The organism is Paraglaciecola sp. L3A3, assembly GCF_009796765.1.
Classification (GTDB): domain Bacteria; phylum Pseudomonadota; class Gammaproteobacteria; order Enterobacterales; family Alteromonadaceae; genus Paraglaciecola.
The window spans coordinates 4,478,142-4,499,152 of record NZ_CP047023.1; the positions used below are offsets into that span (position 1 = coordinate 4,478,142).

A 21,011-nucleotide genomic window follows, 5' to 3' on the forward strand; every position below is an offset into this window, starting at 1 on the left:
ACATCATGAAATTACCAATTAACTTAAGCCCCCCTTTAAACTTAACAATTAGGGCCTTACAACAAAGCTATAAAAATGGTGACTTTAATCCAAGTACCTTGATTACCGAATTGTTAGCTGAAGCTAAGAATTACCCAGAAAGCTGGATCCACATCTTATCAGCAGCAGAAGTCGCACCATACGTTAAGGCGTTAGAAAACAAAACACCCGAAGAATGCCCCTTGTGGGGCGTGCCTTTTGCCATTAAAGATAATATCGACTTAGCAGGCATACCTACTACAGCTGCCTGCCCAGAATTCAGTTACGTGGCAGAAAAATCAGCCTATGTGGTTCAACAATTGATTGAAGCTGGGGCTATCCCGTTAGGTAAAACTAACTTAGATCAGTTCGCGACAGGGTTAGTAGGCACTCGCTCACCCTATGGTGCGGCTCCCAATAGTTTTGATCCAGACTATATTTCTGGCGGTTCGAGTTCTGGCTCGTCTATCGCCACAGCTGTAGGTTTAGTCAGTTTTGCCCTAGGTACAGACACAGCAGGATCGGGACGAGTACCAGCATGTTTCAACAACTTGGTCGGCTTAAAACCTTCTAAAGGTTTGTTGTCGACCACAGGTGTGGTGCCTGCTTGCCGAAGTTTAGATTGCGTGAGTATTTTTAGTTTAACCGCAGAAGACGCACAAACTGTATTTTCGGTAGCCGCCAATTTTGATAGTACTGATGGCTTTGCACGACCCAATCCTATCTCTAATCAAGGGGCAGTAAACTATCCAGCTAAGTTTACCTTCGCCGTGCCGCTGCCAAGACAACTGGCCTTTTTTGGTAGTGATGACTACCAACAAGGCTACCTAGATGCCATCAAACAATTAGAAGCCATAGGTGGCAGTAAAGTCGAAGTTGACTTTGCCCCATTACTCGATGCCGCCAAACTATTATACGAAGGTCCATGGGTTGCAGAGCGTTATGTAGCCACCCAAGATATTATCACCAACAAACCTGAAGCCATGATGGATGTGACTCGCACTATTATTAGTGCCGGTGAGAAACCCAAGGCCACCGACACCTTTAACGCCTTGTACAAGTTACAAGATTTAAAACAGCTAGCAGACAAGTTAATGGCTGGTGTCGATGTATTTATGTCACCTACAGCGGGCCGACATTTTACTTTGGCCGAAATAGCCGAAGAGCCAATTTTGCGTAATTCACAATTGGGTTATTACACCAATTTTATGAACTTACTCGACTTTGCTGCCATAGCGGTACCTATGTCATTTACCCAAGCCGATATGCCATTTGGGGTGACCTTATTCAGCCCTGCTATGACAGACCAAAAGTTATTAACTTTAGCTAGCCGCTTACGTCAGCATAATCAACTACCCTTAGGTGCCACCCAGCTCCCCTACCAAACACAAGCCACAAGCTTAGCACCAAGCAAAGGTTACATAGACATAGTGGTAGCAGGCGTTCACTTATCGGATATGCCACTTAATTGGCAACTTACCGACCGAGGGGCCATATTTAAATCCACGGCCAAAACCGCTGCTAAATATAAAATGTACGCAGTAGCAGGCAAAGTAGAACGCCCAGCCTTAATTCGCACTAAAGGCAATGGCAGTACGTTTGAAGTTGAGGTTTGGTCAATGCCCATCAGTGAATTTGGTTCATTTGTACAAGGCATAGCCGCACCATTAGGTATAGGCCAAGTAGAACTAGAAACCGGTGAAATCCTCACAGGTTTTATCGCCGAAGGGTATGCCGCTGAGATAGGTACTGATATTAGTGAGTTTAGTGGGTGGCGGGGGTATTGCGCTGCACGGTAGGTGTTTGCTGCGCTAGCAAAAGCATGGCTTCGCCATAAAGCATGTGCTTCGCACACAAGGCATGAGCTTTGCTCACAAGGCATGGCTTCGCCATAAGGCATTCGCTTCGCGAACCAAGCATGGCTTCGCCATAAAGCATGTGCTTCGCACACTGAGCATCGCTGCGCGATAAGGCATTCGCTTCGCGAACCAAGCATGGCTTCGCCATAAAGCATGTGCTGCGCACACTAAGATTATTCACTACGTTCACCGCAATCCATTGCGGATTTGGTGCGGCATCCCTGCCGCACCAGTTACTCTTTTTCAACAGCAAAAAAGAGTAACCAGAAAATGCCGGCCTCCAAACAAATTCCTAATCCAACAAATAATTGCCTTCTATGTCAGACCGGCAATAAGCCGCTCCCAGCTATAAAAGATTGCCTTGTCCAGACGTCCATGTCTGGACATCTGACAAGCCAATAATTTGCTGGGGAATTTGTAGTCGCGGTAAAATCAAAAGCATCGGCTTCGCCGACAAAATGCAGTGGTTCGAAGCTGGTAAATAGATTGAAGTAAAAACAAAAATCTATCACTTACGGTTGTCGATACGGTAGCAAATTATCTCCCTTTCCCATCTTTCCCTAACGTCATTCCGGTAGTCTTTTGAGCCGGAATCCATTTTTTTTAATATTCAAATAAGTACACTTTACCTATTAAGGCTAGCTATTTTGTCCAATAACAGCAGATCAACGACAAATGTCGTATTTCAAATAAGTATGTTTTGCACATGGGGAAGTTATTCGTTATAAATGAATACCTTATAGGTTGTGTAAAAAACAGCCCGAATGAAATTGGACAATTTGTCGTGTTTGAACACCCCAAATTGTCGTTAACTAAATTGTTCTAAGGTATTGGAAAGGGAAAGGTCTAGATATTATAGTCCATACAGAGACTTTTGCTGTATAAATAATCAGTATTATTAAGGCTGTTTTAAGGCCAATAAGATCTAGCAAAGAAACTTGACGGGACTATACTGTTTTCATCCCTTAAGCTTAACTAAGTGGCTGTTGAAATCGGCGTTAATTTTCAATCAGACCACAAGTTAAGCTTAAGGATCTGAACTCCCTCTCAAGTGCCATTTATTTTGGAATTTTCCAATCTTCGTAGCCAAAGCGACTAAGGTCTGGCTACCATAGAACAAGTCAATTAATTCGACTGCGCAAGTTTGTCATTTTCTATTGCAAACCACGCAATAAAACTGCCAAACTAGCTACACGAATTATTGAGGCGTTAGGTGCTAAGTATGGTAACTAAGTACCAAGTTAGAGTTAAAAAAATTGTTAAAATTAGACTCCTAATTGGCCTTTTTGTAATTGGCACTGTTTTAGCGTTCGTTGGACAATGGCTAAATAGTTTTGAAGGTTATGAGGTTAAAAATACATTCTACTTCAGTACAACGGTTTTAAATTCTCCATTAGGAACTAGAAGACATGATATTTATATTCGTAATCCGGACGGAGAGATAGTTCCACTAAATTCATTTCAGCCTCTCAGTAAAAATCAAGAGGTATGTGTAAGCGTAGTCAATGGGGGGCGGAATGGAAAAACTATCAAATATAGTGTTGTTAAATCAAATCATTGCACCTAACAAGTGCATCATGTTGGGAATTTTACTCGCTGGTAAAGCGCTCCTAAAACCCCCATATGCAAAGCGTTATAAGCAAGGAGTTCTATTTGAGCATCAGTGACAAATTCTCAAATTTTTGTACCGCCTTACGAATGAGCGATACAACTGTTTCGAATGTTCGTTATAGAGCAAAGCAGATTACAAAAAGGATTAATTCTGATTTTCGCGGAATTGACTCTGATATTAGGTACAGTTTAGTTGTCGGTTCTTATGGTAGAGGGACTGATATTCATGTCAGTGATATCGATATGATTGTCGAGCTGCCATACACTGAGTATGAAAAATATGACAAATACAATGGAAATGGTCAATCTGCTCTTATTCAAGCGGTAAAAGAATCAATTAAGAAAACCTACTCGACTACTCATGTGAGTGGTGACGGGCAAGTTGTAAAGTTGAATTTCAAAGATGGAATTTGCTACGAAATAGTCCCAGGTTTCATTAATAAAGATGGCTCAAGTTATACCTATCCAGATAGTAATAGCGGTGGTTCATGGAAAGTAACTAAACCCCGTGAAGAAATTTCAGCGATCACAACAGCTAATAATTCGTGGAATAAAAACCTGAAGCGGCTGTGCCGGATGGCACGAGCATGGAAAGATAAGTGGGATGTACCTATGGGAGGTCTTCTTATCGATACGCTCGGGTATAACTTCTTGAAACAGTGGGAATACAAGGATAAATCTTTTATTTATTACGATTGGATGACGCGAGATTTCTTTGAATATCTAAAGAATCAAGACTCAGATAAAAATTACTGGCTTGCGCCCGGTAGTTCACAATATGTGTCGCGAAAAGGTGCATTTGAATACAAAGCGCTCCGGTGCTACAACATTACTAAAGAAGCGCTACAGTTCGAAGCAGATGAAATGCCGTATTCAGCAAATCAGAAATGGCGAGAGATCTATGGAACAAAATTCCCTTCCTAATGTGTTAGAAGAACAGCTAAGAGAGTGTTTTGGGCGTGTCGCTTGGTCACATAAAACGCACGAAAAATGCTCTGACATATTAAATACTAGGCTCAACCGTATAAAGCTCTGGCAGATAATTCTGTCGGCAATCACAACAACAGGAATTATCGCTGCTGTTTTTGGTGAGTCAAAGGAAATAGGCATTTTTTCCGCAGCTCTGTCTTTTGTTTTGACTGTTTTGAATACCTATGTAAAGCAATATGATCTTGGTGGCTTGGCCCAGAAGCATTCAGATGCAGCAGTGGACCTGTGGAATATGAGGGAATCTTATCTCTCTCTTTTAACAGATATAAGGTCTGGTTGCGTAGAAAGCGATGAAATAAGAAAACATAGAGACGATCTTCAGGAGAGTCTACTGGAAATATATAGAGGTTCCCCTAGAACTATTGCTAAAGCCTACAAAGAAGCCACGAAAGCTTTAAAAAAGCTCGAAGAGCTAACGTTTAGCGATGCAGAGATTGATGCTATTTTACCAAAAGCTCTACGGAAGTCGGAGAACAATGCCTTATAACAAGCGCTTGCAGACCGACCAACAGTTGAGTACAAAGGAAGTATCGTGACTACAAAATCAAAAATTAGTATTTTTATTTCTTATTCATGGAGCGACACTAAAATCGCTGATGAAATTGAAAGTGATTTAAGCCAGTTTCAATTAAATCTAGTTAGAGATGTTCGTGATATTGAATATAAATCTAGTATCACTAGCTTTATGGAAAAAATTAGAGACACAGATTTCGCTATACTGCTTGTGAGCGAAGATTATTTAAAATCAAAGAACTGTTTAAAGGAAGTTATACATCTTTTAAAAGAAAAAGAATACAAGCACAAAATTTTACCTATTATTGTTGGTAATCCATCTATTTATAATGCCGAAGGACGTGTTCTACACACTAGACATTGGTTGGAAGAAAAAAACAAATTAGAAAAATTAATAAATAGCTTACCAGCTACAGCTATCATCAATGAAATCCAAGAACTTAAAGTTTTGGAAAGTATCTCTTCAAATATCAATGAATTCCTGAGTTATATAAGTGATATAAAAAATGTAACTTTTAGCGAACTAAAAGGTGAAAGTTACAAATCACTTATTGAATCGATTGGTGGGATTAATGTCGAACATTTAGTTAAATTGTTGCAAATATCTTTGAATCCAAATATTGATGAAAAAGAAATTCAAATCGATGATTGGTTCGATAGTAATACGTCCAGTAGCAGGACATAAATATCCACCTACGTTACACGTGGAATGCTCTAAGAAATTAAGTAAAGATTATCCTATTGGGACTAAATTTCTATTAACCGCTAAGTTAACTGATAGAGAAGATGGAGGTGAATATCTTTATAGTTATTATGGCTGGAAGTATAAAGTCTCCCCATAAGTAGACGTTATCCAAACTTAGCTAGACACCCATTGTAACAAAACTATTAAAAACACATAAAATCAATATGTTAACAACCTTTACGTATAGAGATTAAAGTAAATTTCGAGGACATAACATTGATTTTTCTAGCCGCTATCGACTGCTTTTTCCCTCTGTGTGCTCCGTCTGTGACAATTTCTTTTGATCTTTTCTAGGTCGTTCCATTTATGGCGTCTATTTTTCAATATTGACGGGCTAAAGCCACGACCTACAGGTGATGCAGAGCTTTCCCTTCATAACGTATTAACTCTCTGTGCTCCTCTGTGACAAGTTTTAAACTTTTTCTATCAGAAAAAGCCATTAAACACTACCTTCAACGGACATAAAACACCCCTTAAGAATAATTAATTATCGCAAAACAATAATTAATTATTGCTTTTTATTTTCAACTTCACTATATTCTTGTTCAATTATTGGGTATTTAAAAAGGAAATAGTCATGTCTAGCCATAATCAACAAGCGCTGTATCAAAAAATTTCTAAAGTTTGCGGTGTGTGTATTCCCGTTATTTATTTTTTAATTGCTTTAATGATATTTGCCGTTTTTGCCATTCCCACTTTGATATTTTTCACGGATGGAATGTTTACCTTAAATGGTTCTAATGAAATTGACTTGGCGAGTATTAGTAGTGTTACAAAAGTTATTTTAGCGATAAGTTCGTTTATTTTAATTGGTATAGGATTTCGTATTTTATGGCTAATATTGAATATTGTTCAAAGGTTTAAGCAGCAAGAAATTTTTAGTCAAAAAAATGCGAACTTGGCTAATTCAGTGGCTTTTTTAATGTTAATGGCCTTTATTGGAGAATTTATTCTGAATATTTACCTGACAGTAATAACGGGAAATTTAAAGTTAAGTATACCCGAAAACCTAGCCACTCTTGTTTTTGTCTATGTTAGCGCGTGGATCTTGAGTATTGGCTCTCAGCTAAAAGCTGAAAATGACTTAACGGTTTAGGATTTGCTATGCCAATTATTGTTAATTTAGATGTAATGTTAGCGAAGCGAAAAATGCGCTCTAATGAACTGGCTGCACGTATAGGTATCACAGCTCAAAACCTATCTATCTTAAAAGCAGGTCGAGCCAAAGCAGTGCGTTTTGAAACCTTAGAAAAAATTTGTGAAGCGTTAGATTGCCAACCAGGTGATTTATTGGAATTTAGCAAAAAAGATAATCAATAGTCGTATTGATTTTTTTAAATGCTTACTGATACCAATCCGCATTAATAAGTATGCACTCAGCGAGAATTTAAATGAGCCTAATCAAAGCGCTTGGATGAATCTTTTTATTACAAAACAGCCAGTTGTCTTTTGAGTTCGAGCAACACAGAGTAAGTTCATTTAAAACTCGCCTGTAAGGAATGCCCAGCGGCTTTTGCCCTGCGTTCTCGGTAATTGAAAGGGAACACCATGTGTAGCGACGCCCTGTTCAAAAGCCGCTGGACGCATTCTGAATGACGACTAATTCAACTGGAAAATTAATGTGCGCCTAAGTTAAGTCTACAGTCTCTCCATCATTTGGGATGATGAACTGTTTAGTTAAATTATGGTCTTTTAATATAGCTGTCAAGCCTTTGCGGCTTATGCGACAATGGTCTAAAGCTTCCATATGATTACCTATAATCAATCCTTTACTTATTGATGCCAATTCAACAATTTCTGTTTCATTTAGTAATAAAGGTGCACCAATATCAAACTGCGCTTTTCCCGTTGGTGCAACAATATAATCAGGTTGGTTATCACGTATAAATCTGCGGATTTCATCCGTTAGAATTGTATCCCCCATTAAATAAAGGCTAGGTTCATTTTTCAGCTTAATATAATAGCCTACACCATGTTCCATGAAAGGAGTTAACCATCCACTAGTATGCTTTGCTGGAATTTGATTTATTGTACCGTCGAAAAAAGAACCACACTTTTCTTTCAATACACTGGTGTGGATACCTTTCTTATTTAAATAGGTAGAATCGTGATAAGTACAAAATGTTGTAATTTTATTTTTTTTCAACCAATGTACACCTGCCCTATCTAAATGATCAAAATGTCCTTTTTGACAATGAGTAATTAATGCATAGTCAATACGAGCTTTCAATTTATAGAATGCTTCAGGTAATTCAACTAATGGGTTTCGTAGATTGCTTTTATAGTAACGCAGTTTGGGCAGCGTTGATTTCTTTGAAAGCATAGGGTCAACTAAAATACAGGCTCCCTTAACTTCAATTACGATAGTAGCATTTCTAATTTGGGTGATTTTCATAGCTTATCCTCTTTAAAGATAACTATGGTAAAGTGTTAAGTTACTCCACAGTCAACGTTAATAGTATGAAAATTTCGGAATTGGAAAAAAAAGTAGGACTTTCTCGCGATACTCTTCGTTATTACGAAAAAGTAGGCGTGCTGACTCCCCCCTTGCGAGCAGATAACGGTTATAGACACTATGGCAAAACCCAACTGGATGAGCTTGCTTTTATTGAGCGCGGTAAAGCTATAGGATTTACATTGTCTGAAATTAAGAGGGGGTATGAGCAATATAAAACGTTGGGGAAACTATGCCCTGAGTTCATTAAACAGCTACAAGAAAAAAAAGAAATGTTCAATAAGCGTATTTCTAAGGACTGTGTTGCGATTGCTGAGATAGATAAAATGTTAGAGTAATTTATAAAACATTGTAAAAAATTAAATAAAAAGCTTATAAAATCAATATTTTAAAAAATTTTCCATTTGAAGATTAAAATCAATGTGGGCCAGACCATCCAATCTACCAGCCACTATTTACTACTACCGAACCTGAACTCGGGTTAAGAATGGGTTCCTGCTAACGACATGCAGGATGACGAACTTTGAAGCTAGCTAAAAACGACCTACTATTTATATTTTGCTTTTTCTATCCACCAGCCACTGCTTACTCGCTACTGCTTTGAAGGATGGATTCCATAAGCGTTACTTCTCCTTTACAAGCTTTAGGATCATTTGTAGGGTTACTGTCAATTACGGTCTTAAGTATGTTGCGTTTATACCCTTCTGGGCAGCGATAGCATTTTTTGGTTAAGGTGCCTGCCCATGAACCATCAGGGCATCCTTTTTCTCCTATTTTGTTGGCCGCTTTGTAGATGTATTTGACCTTTGGTTTGCACTGAGGATTGCCTTTATTTTCTTTAATTCGAGCGGGTTTATAACCCGCTGGGCAGGTCCAACACGCTTTATTTTTATACCAAACCTCTTTTGATTTGCACGTTATGTTTAATAAGCCTGTTGGTTCACTATGGCGTTCTGCTTTAATGTAATTTTTTGCTTTTCTACAGTGTTTTGGGTTGCTTGGATCACCCGCCATTTTAGCTAAATGGTTACTAAACCCTGTAGGGCATTCCCAGCATTCACCTTTATATTTTGTGATGCCTTTTTGAAAATCGGAACATGTTAATTTTGTCCCGTCTGCGATCGCCGCAGTGTATTCATTAACTTTATAAAAACTCAGAAAACCAAATCCCACTGCGATCACCAGGATCAATAGGGTAAATTTATAAATATAGTTAATCATGGTATTCCCTCAGTTGCTTTGCATAAGATATCTACTCTTAAAACAGCTATTCTTAAGGGCAAACACAGAGACGGTCATATATAAAATTTTACTTAACCTGAACTCGGGTTAAGAAGTGTTATGTAATTTTAATTTACAATTAAAATTCAAATAGTTAAAAACAAACATTCATTTTTATTTACATCAACGGTCGCTCTATGACGAAATTTTTCGTGGAGAGCAAGGCAAATTGTCGTACGCAATAAGGTGTTATTACTAAACAATCCAACACAGCTAGGCGCAACAAGAGCGTTATTGAGAGGCTCGGCTTATCCCGAGCTCAAGTTACTTATTGTATGCATACTGAAAAAGCTATTACAACATGTAGAGAAGGATTTGAACTTGCTGGGGGGAACAATTAAGCAGGGCTACTTTCATTTTTTGCATTGTTGGTAACACAACTCTCAATTTTTAATTTTTAATGGATCTGCTCCTTGGGTATTACTCATTATTTTAAACATTGATTAACTCATACAGTTAGCGTTACAGTGGGTTAAAATATAAACCTAATTAATACCATCAGGCATAAAGTAATTTTGCTATGAAAAAGAAGGTGCAAATATTGTTGCTGTTCCTTTTTTATGCTTTACCAATAGGTGTAACGGCAGAAACTTTAATATCCTATTGTCGAAATTATTCCCCAGAGTTGTTTTTTAAGAATGGGAGATGTTCAGGTGCCGTGCCTGATTTAGCTACAGATATTTTTGCCAAGCTTGGGCATGACATAGTATGGATACAACAACCGCCACTGGGACGATCAGTGAGAGAAGCCAAACAAGGCAAGGTTGATTTATTAATCATGCACTCGATGACCCCAGAAAGGCAGATATTTTTGCATCCTGTTGAATATGCTTCACCTACTAGAGTTTTATTTTTTTATAAGTCACCTAAATTTACATCTGATATTGACTCCTATGAAGCACTTAAAAAAGTCACTCTAGGCGCAATTCGAAATGTTTTTTATTCTCCATCTTTTTCAAAACTAGATAGTCATAGGCTTGTATTAGTTGATAAAACAGAACAACTTTTAGCTATGCTAGAGTTAGGCAGAATAGATGTTGCGGTAACTTCTGCTTATCATTATATAGAGCTATTTGATGGGCGTTTTAACAAGGTGTCGTTAAAAGATTCTTTTATAAATCCTATGTATATAAGCATATCCAAAAGATCAAAAGCGGCTAAGTACTACGCTAAGGTATCAGCTATAATGTTGGACTATCGTAAAAGCGGCAAAGTCGATAAATACTTTAAAAAATACGGTATGCCTGCTCCCCCACAAATTTTTGAAAAAACGTTAAAAGCAATAGATGGAAAAAGCCAAAGATAAATGCATTTGAACCACATAGATCACTGGGGTTTAAAGGCATAGTAAAACATAAAATATCTAGGCATGGCATAATTATATCAACGGCATCTTTAGTGCGAATTTTAAATGTAAGATACTGTCTATATTCAGGCTGGTACTATTTTATTATGAGCATAAGCGCTGATGACCAAATATATAATTTGTCTGAAACCTTTCATCAACTTATCAGCCATTACTAACCCGCTTGGAAGCAGAGTTTATACATATGAAGACAATATACCTATACGCCATTCTTAGTTCGATATGTTTTTTAGCTCAACCAAGTATGGCTGGCGAGGTAAAAAAAGGAGAAGGTTTATCACAACAAGTATTCGAAAATATTGTCAAAAACAATCCAAGTATTTACCCTAAATTATGGCAAACCATAGAGCAGGTAACCCAGCAAGAAGTTGATGTTTATATCAAACCAAACAAAAAATCTCTGGGCATGGCGCAAGGGAAACACAGTATTTACCTCACTCCTAAAATGTTTCTAAGAGAAATGAAAACCCACCCAGAAGATAGATTGATAGTTGTAGTGCTTCACGAATATGGCCATATCCTCTACAACAGAAAGGCCGGAAAACACACCAAAGACAAGTCAGCCAGAGAATACGCAGCCTTTAAATATTCAGTCAAACATGCTGTAGCCATGGCAGAAAATGGTGACACTGGCCCGATTAAACAACTACTAAAGTATCTGCCTTTACGCGTCAAAAACGGGAAACAATTAGATCCCCACACAGTCGCCTTAAAAAAACTCACTCGAGAAACCTTCTGGAAAGCAGTAGTCAAAAAATACAGTTAGTTCTTAAAATTCCAAACTTCACTACTTTAAAAGATATCGCCTATTCTATAAAAGAAACGAATTAATCCTAATAGTAGCTGTTAAATCAATCACAGCTGTCTCAAAACATTTAGGATGATTTCCTTGTAAATCAACCTTATAAAATTTTTAGCGTTTGCCATAGGTAATTGAGAAATCTGTTTAAATTATCTAACCTGAGTTCTGGATAAGAAATATCGTCTAATCTGGATTTGTCATTACAATTCAATAGCTTAATAACGTGTTATTGCTAGACAATCCAACGCCGCTAGACACAAAAAGAGCGTTATCGAGAGGTTCGGCTTAACCAGTACTCAGGTTATCTAATACCTACGTCATTGTAACTGAATAATTAAAAACAAAATAAAATCAATATCTTAACAACTTTATTTTATTGAATACTAAAAATTGGATTCCAGCTAACTAGATGTCGAAATATCGAACTTTAAAGCCAGTCATAGCTATCTACTACTTTTATCTTTTCCAACCTCCTATTTCCTAGCTACTGCTTTACTCATCCATTACTATGTGTGCTCTTTCAGTCACCTATGGCCATTAGCCTTTATGCAAACAGAAACGCCACAAGCCGAAGAGCAAGATCAACTTTTTAATAAAAAAAATAAAGTCTCAATCTGGGCTTCTAATTATCCTTATGCTGATATACCAGATGAATATTTTGAAGAGACCTTTTTCAAAAATAATAAACGCGCTAAAAACACTTGGTCGGCTAATTACAATATTCGGTATTTTTTACCTGAAGATATGGAAACTAACGGTTCTCATGATGGTTTGATTGATATTCGTGATGCTGCTGGTCAGTGTTCTTGTTCAAGTTCTTATATTGTTAATCTTATGAGTAAGGCTAAAAAGAACAAACTAGAACAAGTGAGCTGGATAATTTTATTGTTTGAACAAGAATACAGCGCAAAACTAAGTGGTGTAGCTAATGATGAGTACACCACATTCTTAGGGGCATTTAATTATGATCCCTATAGCGAAAGTTTACTTGATGAAGAACAAGTAGACGGCTAAATTTATATAAAAACTATCGGCTCACCACGTTTCTGACCTATTGGTCAGATTCTTGCTTTCCTTTGATTATTCATCACAAGATGATTAAGAATATTACTGACTCAATACATGAGTAAGTTAAAAGGAAAACGAATGAAAGCTAACTCAGATATCTTATTTGCCCTTGAAGATATTCCTAGTAAATCCCAAAGTATTACCGCCGCATTGCAACACCTTATGGCTTGTTTTGTTGGGGTGATCACGCCAACACTTATCATAGGTGCCACACTAGGATTACAAGCTGAAGTGCCTTATTTAATTAGTATGGCATTGTTTATTTCAGGTGTGTCTACTTTTGTACAAGCTAAAACATTCGGCCCAGTAGGCTGCGGTTTGATTGCGGTGCAAGGTACCAGTTTTGCTTTTGTCAGCGCCCTATTAGTAGCAGGCTTTGCGATTAAAGCCAAAGGCGGCAGCAATGATGAAATATTAGCCACTATGTTTGGTATCTGTTTTGTTGGGGCTTTTATCGAGATTATTGTTAGCCAATTTATCGACAAAGTGAAACGCATTATCACTCCGTTAACCACAGGCATAGTGATTACCACAATTGGTGTAAGCTTAATTAAAGTGGGGATCACAGACTTAGCCGGAGGCTTTGGCAGCACTAGCTTTGGTGAAGTACAAAACTTAGGCTTAGGCTTATTTGTGTTGGTGCTAATAATCGGCCTAAATATATCTAAAAACCCTTGGATCAGGCTATCAGCCATTATGATGGGAATGTTAGCAGGCTCAGTGCTAGCTTACGCCTTAGGCTTAGTATCTTTTGCCAGCGTAGTGGAACAGCCTTGGTTTAGTTTACCTGTGCCATTTAAATATGGCTTTAATTTTGACATGGATATCTTTTTACCTGTTGCCCTTATCTATTTTTTAACCGCATTAGAAACCTCTGGCGATATTACCGCTAATAGTCTTTTTTGTGGCCTGCCTATTAAAGGTGATAGTTACTTTAAGCGAGTCAAAGGTGGGGTATTAGCCGATGGTCTAAATTCAGCCCTAGCTGCTGTATTTAATACTTTCCCCAATACCACTTTTGGCCAGAACAATGCGGTGATCCAAATGACAGGTGTCGCCAGTCGTCACGTTGGTTTCTACATTGCTGGGATCATGGTTTTACTGGGCCTGTTCCCTATTATTGGTGGTGTACTGCAAGCTATTCCTAAACCGGTATTAGGAGGAGCAACCTTAGTGATGTTTGCCACTATCGCGGTGGCAGGTATTAAAATACTCAGCAGTGAACCTATTGATAGACGGAAATCACTGATCATAGCCACCTCTTTTGGTGCTGGCTTAGGAGTACTTATGGTGCCTGAAGCGGTACAAGGCTTGCCTGGGCTATTAAAAAACATACTTTCATCAGCTGTTACCACCGCTGGTTTCACAGCTATCATTATGAGTTTATTGCTGCCTGAAGATAAAGAAAGTTAACCTCTCAGTTAATTTATTTGTTACTTGCACTAAATTAACACCTATGCCCAAAATGAGTCATTCTTGCACTTTTTTTGGGCGAATATTTCTATTTCCTCTGCATTTGTAAGATCACCAATTCAAGGAAACACATATAACTAATCGAACGGTCAAAGTAATACTAGTGAGATAGCGAATACAATAATCAGCAATATTGAAAAAATACCGCTCTTTCATTGTGCAACATAGTATTATTTTGCACATTAAGAACCCCCTCTATCGTTACCTACTTCTTGAAATTCTATTCTTCTACACTAAAAAATTTTATTAATAATCACATAAATTCAATGAGTTACAAAATCAAAAAAGAACCTGTCTGAGCGGTCAGAAAACTGGCACTTTTCCTGCTACACATTGATAAGTCGACTAACAGCTTAAATTCATAACTAATATATTGCAGAAATAAGCATACCTGTCGAATGAACACACATTCAATTCACTCTAGGAAAAACTAATGCACAACAAAACCTTCAAATTGAAGCCAATAGCCGCAGCGTTGGTTGTTTCAAATTTCATCGCGCACGCAGGATATGCTCAAGAGTCATCTTCAGCAGCAAACCCTGAGCCTGCAAGAGCCATTGAAAACATTATCGTGACCGCCGAGAAACGTAGCGAGAGCCTGCAAGACTTATCGCAAGCTGTTACGGCTATGACTGCCGATGATCTTGATAGAAAATACATTTCTTCTTTTGTGGATTTAAGTGCCGTAGCACCGGGTGTCACTGTCGCTAAAAATGAAGGTTTTAAAACAATTATTTCTGTTCGAGGTGTTGGTAACGAAGCAAACCAGAATGCAACAGCCAACCCTTCAGTGTCTTACCATATGGACGGCATTTATATAGCTTCGCCATACGCCCTGCAAACCGACTTTATAGATATTGACCGTATAGAAGTATTACGGGGACCACAAGGCACTCTCTTTGGGCAAAACTCAACAGGTGGTGCAATCAACGTTATCAACACTTTACCTAATTTTACAGACATAGAGGGAAAGGCTGATCTAACCATTGGTAGTTATAATTTACGCAAAGCTCGCGGTACCGTGAATGTACCTATTTCTGACGATTTAGCGATGCGAACTTCATTTAGCGCTGTAGTACAAGACGGTTACACAGACAATGTATACGACGGTCCGAGCGTAACAACACCTGGCGAGACCTATGTAGGTGAAGACCTAGACAATATCGACAACATGTCGTTTCGTACTGATTGGTTATTTAATGCTACAGACGATCTAAGTATTCGTTTTTTAGCACAGATATTCACAGGAGAGTCTAACGGTGCTGGGATTAAAGGCATAGACGATCCCACACCTGGCAATAGAAACTTATCTCAAGATACCGAATCTTCTTATGAATTAGACTCTGAAGTATATGGTTTAATTGCAGAGTGGGATGCAGGTCTAGTTACCATAAAATCGTTAACTAGTTATCAAAAAGATGACATTACTGTGGTGCGTGATAACGATCGTCATTCATTTTTGACCAACCCTGAAATCCAAATTAGCCAGTTCAATCCTGAAAATAATATTCAAACCACCTTCACCCAAGAAATCAATGTTATTTCTAACGAGCCATTATTTGGCAAGTTAGACTGGCTCGTAGGTGTGTTCTATCTAGATACCGATATCGAAATTACTATTCGAGAAGAGCTTGATAAAGGCCGTGACGGTTTCCTCGATGGTTATGAAACAAGTTTTCCTGCAGTATTTGGTGGCGATGTCGGCTTTATTTCTGACTCTAATCCCAAGCGTGAATCAATATCTCTTTATGGTCAAACGACTTATCCACTAAGTGATGATGTTCGTTTAATTACAGGCTTACGTTACACCCATGATGAAGTCAAAAGTACGGTTTCTAACTTTTTTGCTACTGAACCTTCATTTATCAATCCAAAGACCAATGATATTACTGGTCGTTTAGCCGTTGAATGGGACCTCAGTAAAGATGTAATGACATATGCATCTTATACACGAGGTTTAAAACCTGGAGGAAGCAACTTAACATTTTCAGTCGGTGACGATGCGTTAGTAAAAGAGGCATTTGAAGATGAAACTATCAACGCTTACGAGATTGGTTACAAAGCAGATTTAATGAATAGCATGGTACGAACCAATGTAGCTGCCTTTTACTACGACTATACCAACTTACAATTCCAGGCATCTGATTTCAATGAGTTTGGTAGCGGCGTTTCAAACATTCCAGAATCCGAGATTTACGGCGTAGAGTTTGAGATGACAGCCCTAATTGGGGAGCACTTTAGTTTAGATGTGAAGATGGCTGCAATAGAGTCTGAAATATCTGCAGACTATTTAGCCCTTGATAACCGTTTGTTAATTGAAGATGTATTTTTAGCTGATGGTGTAACGCCAGCAAAAGAGGAGATTCATGGTGGCGACAGAGATGTTGCAGGATTTCTACAAAACTTAAATGGCAACGAACTTGCGAAAACCCCTGGCTTAACCGCTGATATTACCTTGTCTTATGAAGATATATTGTCTAATGGTGGATACATACTAGCCAGTCTACAATACACTTATCGTGGTGATTTCGAACAACGAGTTTTCAATAATCCTGAAGTGGATCCTGTTGATGCTTATGATGTGTTAAACCTAAATGTATCCTATGACACGCCTGATGAAGTTTGGGGTGTCGACTTTATAGTTTATAACTTAACAGACGAAGACGGCATTAACTCGTCAATGACTGATGTGTTTGGTGTAAACGAGACTGGTTTTCAGTATATCGCACCGCGTATGGTAATGGGCCGTGTTCGATATAATTTTTAATCTTTCATAGGAAAAGCGTATAAAAAGTCCGGTTATATCACTATATCACCGGACTTTTTGCATTCTAGAACAAAACTGGAGTAAACAAGTCATGGCTGAACAAAAGCCGCTTAATAGCCGCAGAACACTACTGCGTTTTGCTGGTTTTTCACTTGCGACTGCTAGCATAGCACCTTTGCTTTTCACCAAGGCGAAAGCGGAATCTGATAACCGGCCAAGCCCACCTGGAAACGATCCTACGGCCGAGCAAATGTTGAAACACCTAAGACAAGCTAATAAAGTCGCTTACGAGACTATGCAAAACGGCCATCATCCCTTTGGTGCGGTATTAGTTGCTGCTGACAACGAAACGGTAGTGATGGAACAAGGCAATATAAGCTCTGTTGCCCATGCTGAGTCGACACTAGCACAACGCGCTGCAAAAAAATTCTCAGCAGAAGAATTATGGGGAATGACTTTATATTCTACCGCTGAACCTTGTGTAATGTGCGCGGGCACACAATATTGGGCAAATATTGGTCGTCTAGTTTATGGTATGTCAGAGCATCAATTATTACAGCTCACCGGCAATAATAGTGAAAATCCCACTTTAGATATTCCAAGTCGATATGTATTTTCTAAAAGCCAAAAAGCCATTCGAGTATGGGGGCCAATTGATGAGGTGGTTGAAGAGATTGCAGCGCTTCATCTTGAGTTTTGGAAGTAAGCGATAAAAACGGGGTAACAAAAGTCATTTCCTAGGCCTTTGACTATTCAAGCTGATGTGTGCCGCTTTCGTAGGTTATGTGGCAGCCAGTTATCAAGTAATGTTGTCAATTAATAATCTATTTGATGAAAAATATTATGCTTCGGCTGATTTATTTGACTCAGTTATGGTTAAATCCTCTGAAAGCCGCACTGGATAAGCCATGATTAATACTAATCCGCATTGGTATAATTATAAGTTCTAAAGCTATTATTATATTAACAACAAAAATCGGGGCCACCTGTGGCTCCGATTGCTAATACCTCTCCAGATACATCACTCCCCTTTACTTAATTTTTGAGCATAAGCTTCTACGGTAAAATCTCTGCCTAAAAAGTCTTTGACTAATTCAGCCGCGGGTTTGGTGCCAGTTTTCGCCAAAATTAACTGGCGATAGTCATTCGCTGTTTTTTTATTACGTAAACCTTCTTTTTTAAAGCGTGATAATAATTCTTCAGCAATAGAGTTTGACCACTGGTAGGTATAATACTTAGCGCCATAACTATTTAAATGTCCAAACGAAGTGTGTAAATAAGTGCCATCAACATAACCATAAGGTGAATACCGATTAAATATATCTTGTTCGAAGGTGTTTAAATCTAAGTCTTTTGGATCTCGGTTATACAAGTCAAATGACATAGCCGTGTAAGTTAGCTGAGTCGCAACTCCAAGGGCTTGACCTAAATAACGAGCTTCATTCATTTTTTCAACTAATGCTTTGGGGATAACCTGGCCTTTGCTATTAGTGGCAAAGCGTTTTAATGTTTGATAATTCCAGACCCATTCTTGCAACATCATTGAAGGGGCTTCATTAAAATCAGATTCCCCCTGAAAACGGCTATAGCCAATATCATTTTGTCCGGCAAAAATAAAATGCAGCAAATGCCCGTATTCATGTAGAAAGGTTTCCACTTGAGCGTGTTCCATTAAACCTTTAGGGAAATTCATCACTAGGGCCGCGGCTGGGGTAGTTTTATCCTTTTTACCTAAACGCACACCAAATTGTGCCGCATGGGTGTATTTACCTTCTCTAGGATGAGAATCGAGATAAAAATTACCAATGAGTTTTTTATTTTCATACACCTCATAGGCTTCAACACTGGTGTGCCAAGAAGCCATATTTGAGCGTTTGATAGTGATATCAAATAAATCTTCAGAAAGTGCAATAATGCCATCTCGAACTTTATCGTAATCAAAATATTCTCTTACCAGTTTGGTATCCAGTTTATAGTATTGTTCCCTAATGATGTTGCTCAAATAAGCCTCATCCCAACTAAACACTTGTTTAGTGCTTGGGGTTAATTTTTGTTTTTGTGCCAATAACATAGCTTTTTCTGTTAACACAGGCGCTTTTATTGCCGCACTTAGCTTATCGGTGAATTGCACAACCTTGGATGGTTGGCTGACCATAGTGCCTAACAGATTGGTCTCAGCGAAGTTTTTGTGGCCCAGCAACTTGGCTAGTTGGTAACGTTTTTCCAATAGCTGCATTAACACAGGTTGGTTTTCTGCCACCGCACGATTACGTTTCATGATTGCCACTTCTTTGCGTAAAGAAGCATCGTGAGCATATTTTTCAATAGGCGTAATATCAGAATAAGCGGTAGTGATAACCACTAAACCATTTTCGTCCACAGGATGACTGTCTAGGTAATCTTGAGGTAATCCAGCTAATCGATTTGGGTTTACGCTAATAGATTCTACTGCTTTGGTAATATTTTGGTTGAAAGTATTACCAATTTCGCTGATGTCATCATTAACTTCTTTGATTTGCTCTCTGACTTGTTTAGGTTTACCTATACCAGAACTTTCAAACTGTTGTTTCCAATAATTAACTGTAAAAATTTTATCCGCAGATAAGCCCTGTGTTTTAACAGCTGACATACGGTCGTACAAGTCTCGATTCATCGCTAATTCATTGAGTAGGGCCATACCCTTTAACGCACAATCGGTACTGGCCTTACGAATAGCTTGGTCTGTGTGCACATTTTGCATTAAATAATCATGTAAAAATTCATCAACAAATTCAGTCATATAATCATCAAAAGACTGAAATACGCTGTCATAAGTCGCTGCAGACGGGTCAGAAACTAGGGTGCTGAGTTGTTGATTAAAGGTCGCCATGTAACTTGTACAGTTTTCACTAATAACTTCAGGGCTGCGTTGAAAAGTGTTTTCGGCTACAGCAACGGGGGCGAATAAGAAAACAAAGGCAGAGCAGAATAATGCAGAATAACTAGAGCGAAATAATTTCATATAAAATCCCTGTGGAACCATGGTCACTAAATCTAAATAATAAAATAATTAGAACTGGAATTATCGGTAACAATTAATCTTTCCAGCGTTCTTTAATTTCTAAAACTTGATCCAAACTTTGGGCAAATAAATCAACTAATTGAGGATCAAAATGCTGCCCTTTTTGACTTTGAATAAAATCCATCGCTTTTTCTACAGGCCATGCATCTTTATAAGGCCTAACACTGGTTAAGGCATCAAATACATCTGCCAATGCCACTATACGACCTTCAACAGGGATATCTTCACCAGCTAGTTGTTTAGGGTAGCCTGTGCCATTCCATTTCTCGTGATGGGTTAATGACACAACTTTAGCTAAAGCAATTAAATCAGAGTCCGATTCACCTAAAATTTCAGCGCCTATTTCAGGATGTTTTTTCATCTGCTCGAATTCGTCATCGGTTAACTTGCCAGGTTTAAGCATAATGCTATCTGGGATTCCAATTTTACCTATGTCGTGCATAGGCGCAGCATTAAATAAGTTTTCGGCTTGAATACTTGAAAAACCATAGGCTAAAGCAAGTACTCTAGAGTAATGGCTCATGCGCATCACATGCATACCTGTTTCATTATCCTTGTATTCTGATGCCCGCCCAAGACGTTGAATCACTTGCAGACGAGTTCTTCTTAATTCCTCAGCGTCCACTAATGATAAATGAGTCTTGACCCTAGCTTTCACCACTGCGGCTGAAACAGGTTTAGCGATATAATCAACCGCACCAAGATTTAATCCTTTGGCTTCATCATCAGTGTCATTTAATGCGGTGACAAAAATAATTGGAATAGCTTTAAAATTGTCATTTTTTTTCAGTATTTCACACACTTGATAACCTGTCATTTCAGGCATCATCACATCTAACAAAATAAGGTCTGGGCGATCTTTTTCCACTAGACGTAAAGCATCTGCGCCACTTTTAGCAAAAGTCAGTTTATAACTTTGATTTAATATTTGATTCAACACCCGTAAATTTGTGGGTTCATCATCTACTATCAATACACTTTGCTCACTTTTTAACATGGTAT

18 protein-coding genes are annotated in these 21,011 nt (G+C 38.3%); 14 read left to right on the forward strand and 4 right to left on the reverse strand.

What is annotated here, in order from left to right; all coding sequences use genetic code 11:
- Nucleotides 1–5: 5 nt before the first annotated feature.
- The 7 genes from atzF to GQR87_RS18560 all read left to right on the forward strand — a co-directional run bounded on the left by atzF (nt 6) and on the right by GQR87_RS18560 (nt 7,056).
- Nucleotides 6–1,817 carry an allophanate hydrolase gene (gene atzF, locus GQR87_RS18530; RefSeq protein ID WP_158971938.1) on the forward strand — a complete coding sequence of 604 codons (1,812 nt, stop codon included), beginning with the start codon at nt 6–8 and terminating at the stop codon, nt 1,815–1,817.
- Nucleotides 1,818–3,099: 1,282 nt separating this feature from the next.
- Nucleotides 3,100–3,444, forward strand: a complete 345-nt coding sequence (locus GQR87_RS18535) for a hypothetical protein (RefSeq protein WP_158971940.1) — start codon at nt 3,100–3,102, stop codon at nt 3,442–3,444.
- An 86-nt stretch (nt 3,445–3,530) separates the two neighbouring features.
- On the forward strand, nt 3,531–4,412 hold the full coding sequence (locus tag GQR87_RS18540; RefSeq protein ID WP_158971942.1) for a nucleotidyltransferase: 882 nt from the start codon (nt 3,531–3,533) through the stop codon (nt 4,410–4,412).
- Complete coding sequence (locus tag GQR87_RS18545; protein ID WP_158971944.1) at nt 4,390–4,965, forward strand: SLATT domain-containing protein; 576 nt, start codon at nt 4,390–4,392, stop codon at nt 4,963–4,965. Before GQR87_RS18540 ends, GQR87_RS18545 begins: the two co-directional genes overlap by 23 nt.
- A gap of 45 nt (nt 4,966–5,010) precedes the next feature.
- The gene (locus GQR87_RS18550; RefSeq protein WP_158971946.1) at nt 5,011–5,676 is read left to right on the forward strand and encodes a toll/interleukin-1 receptor domain-containing protein; all 666 of its coding nucleotides are present in this window, start codon (nt 5,011–5,013) and stop codon (nt 5,674–5,676) included.
- A 637-nt stretch (nt 5,677–6,313) separates the two neighbouring features.
- Nucleotides 6,314–6,832 (forward strand): DUF2975 domain-containing protein, encoded by a 519-nt coding sequence (locus GQR87_RS18555; protein WP_158971948.1) that lies wholly within the window; start codon nt 6,314–6,316, stop codon nt 6,830–6,832.
- A gap of 8 nt (nt 6,833–6,840) precedes the next feature.
- A complete protein-coding gene (locus GQR87_RS18560) occupies nt 6,841–7,056 on the forward strand; it encodes a helix-turn-helix transcriptional regulator (RefSeq protein WP_158971950.1) in 216 nt (71 codons plus the stop codon).
- 307 nt (nt 7,057–7,363) lie between these two features.
- On the opposite strand, the gene GQR87_RS18565 is transcribed toward GQR87_RS18560, so the two are convergent.
- On the reverse strand, nt 7,364–8,131 hold the full coding sequence (locus tag GQR87_RS18565) for an MBL fold metallo-hydrolase (protein WP_158971952.1): 768 nt from the start codon (nt 8,129–8,131) through the stop codon (nt 7,364–7,366).
- Between the two features lie 65 nt (nt 8,132–8,196).
- On the opposite strand from GQR87_RS18565, the gene GQR87_RS18570 reads away from it, so the two are divergent.
- Nucleotides 8,197–8,529, forward strand: a complete 333-nt coding sequence (locus GQR87_RS18570) for a MerR family transcriptional regulator (protein WP_158971954.1) — start codon at nt 8,197–8,199, stop codon at nt 8,527–8,529.
- Nucleotides 8,530–8,776: 247 nt separating this feature from the next.
- Here GQR87_RS18570 and GQR87_RS18575 read toward each other — a convergent pair whose 3' ends face one another.
- On the reverse strand, nt 8,777–9,412 hold the full coding sequence (locus tag GQR87_RS18575; protein WP_158971956.1) for a hypothetical protein: 636 nt from the start codon (nt 9,410–9,412) through the stop codon (nt 8,777–8,779).
- Between the two features lie 580 nt (nt 9,413–9,992).
- On the opposite strand from GQR87_RS18575, the gene GQR87_RS18580 reads away from it, so the two are divergent.
- The 6 genes from GQR87_RS18580 to GQR87_RS18605 all read left to right on the forward strand — a co-directional run bounded on the left by GQR87_RS18580 (nt 9,993) and on the right by GQR87_RS18605 (nt 17,654).
- A complete protein-coding gene (locus tag GQR87_RS18580) occupies nt 9,993–10,778 on the forward strand; it encodes an ABC transporter substrate-binding protein (protein ID WP_158971958.1) in 786 nt (261 codons plus the stop codon).
- 244 nt (nt 10,779–11,022) lie between these two features.
- Entirely contained in the window at nt 11,023–11,604 is a 582-nt protein-coding gene (locus GQR87_RS18585; RefSeq protein ID WP_158971960.1) for a hypothetical protein, read from the forward strand.
- A 582-nt stretch (nt 11,605–12,186) separates the two neighbouring features.
- A complete protein-coding gene (locus GQR87_RS18590; RefSeq protein WP_158971962.1) occupies nt 12,187–12,654 on the forward strand; it encodes an immunity 22 family protein in 468 nt (155 codons plus the stop codon).
- Nucleotides 12,655–12,786: 132 nt separating this feature from the next.
- Nucleotides 12,787–14,121: a nucleobase:cation symporter-2 family protein gene (locus tag GQR87_RS18595; RefSeq protein ID WP_158971964.1), complete on the forward strand. Its 1,335-nt coding sequence runs from the start codon at nt 12,787–12,789 to the stop codon at nt 14,119–14,121.
- A gap of 493 nt (nt 14,122–14,614) precedes the next feature.
- Nucleotides 14,615–16,948: a TonB-dependent receptor gene (locus GQR87_RS18600; RefSeq protein WP_158971966.1), complete on the forward strand. Its 2,334-nt coding sequence runs from the start codon at nt 14,615–14,617 to the stop codon at nt 16,946–16,948.
- 91 nt (nt 16,949–17,039) lie between these two features.
- A complete protein-coding gene (locus GQR87_RS18605) occupies nt 17,040–17,654 on the forward strand; it encodes a nucleoside deaminase (protein WP_158971968.1) in 615 nt (204 codons plus the stop codon).
- Nucleotides 17,655–17,969: 315 nt separating this feature from the next.
- On the opposite strand, the gene GQR87_RS18610 is transcribed toward GQR87_RS18605, so the two are convergent.
- Together GQR87_RS18610 and GQR87_RS18615 are read right to left on the reverse strand one after the other, a co-directional pair.
- On the reverse strand, nt 17,970–19,949 hold the full coding sequence (locus tag GQR87_RS18610; RefSeq protein ID WP_158971969.1) for a M3 family metallopeptidase: 1,980 nt from the start codon (nt 19,947–19,949) through the stop codon (nt 17,970–17,972).
- Nucleotides 19,950–20,022: 73 nt separating this feature from the next.
- Nucleotides 20,023–21,006: a two-component system response regulator gene (locus tag GQR87_RS18615; RefSeq protein ID WP_158971971.1), complete on the reverse strand. Its 984-nt coding sequence runs from the start codon at nt 21,004–21,006 to the stop codon at nt 20,023–20,025.
- Nucleotides 21,007–21,011 lie beyond the last annotated feature (5 nt).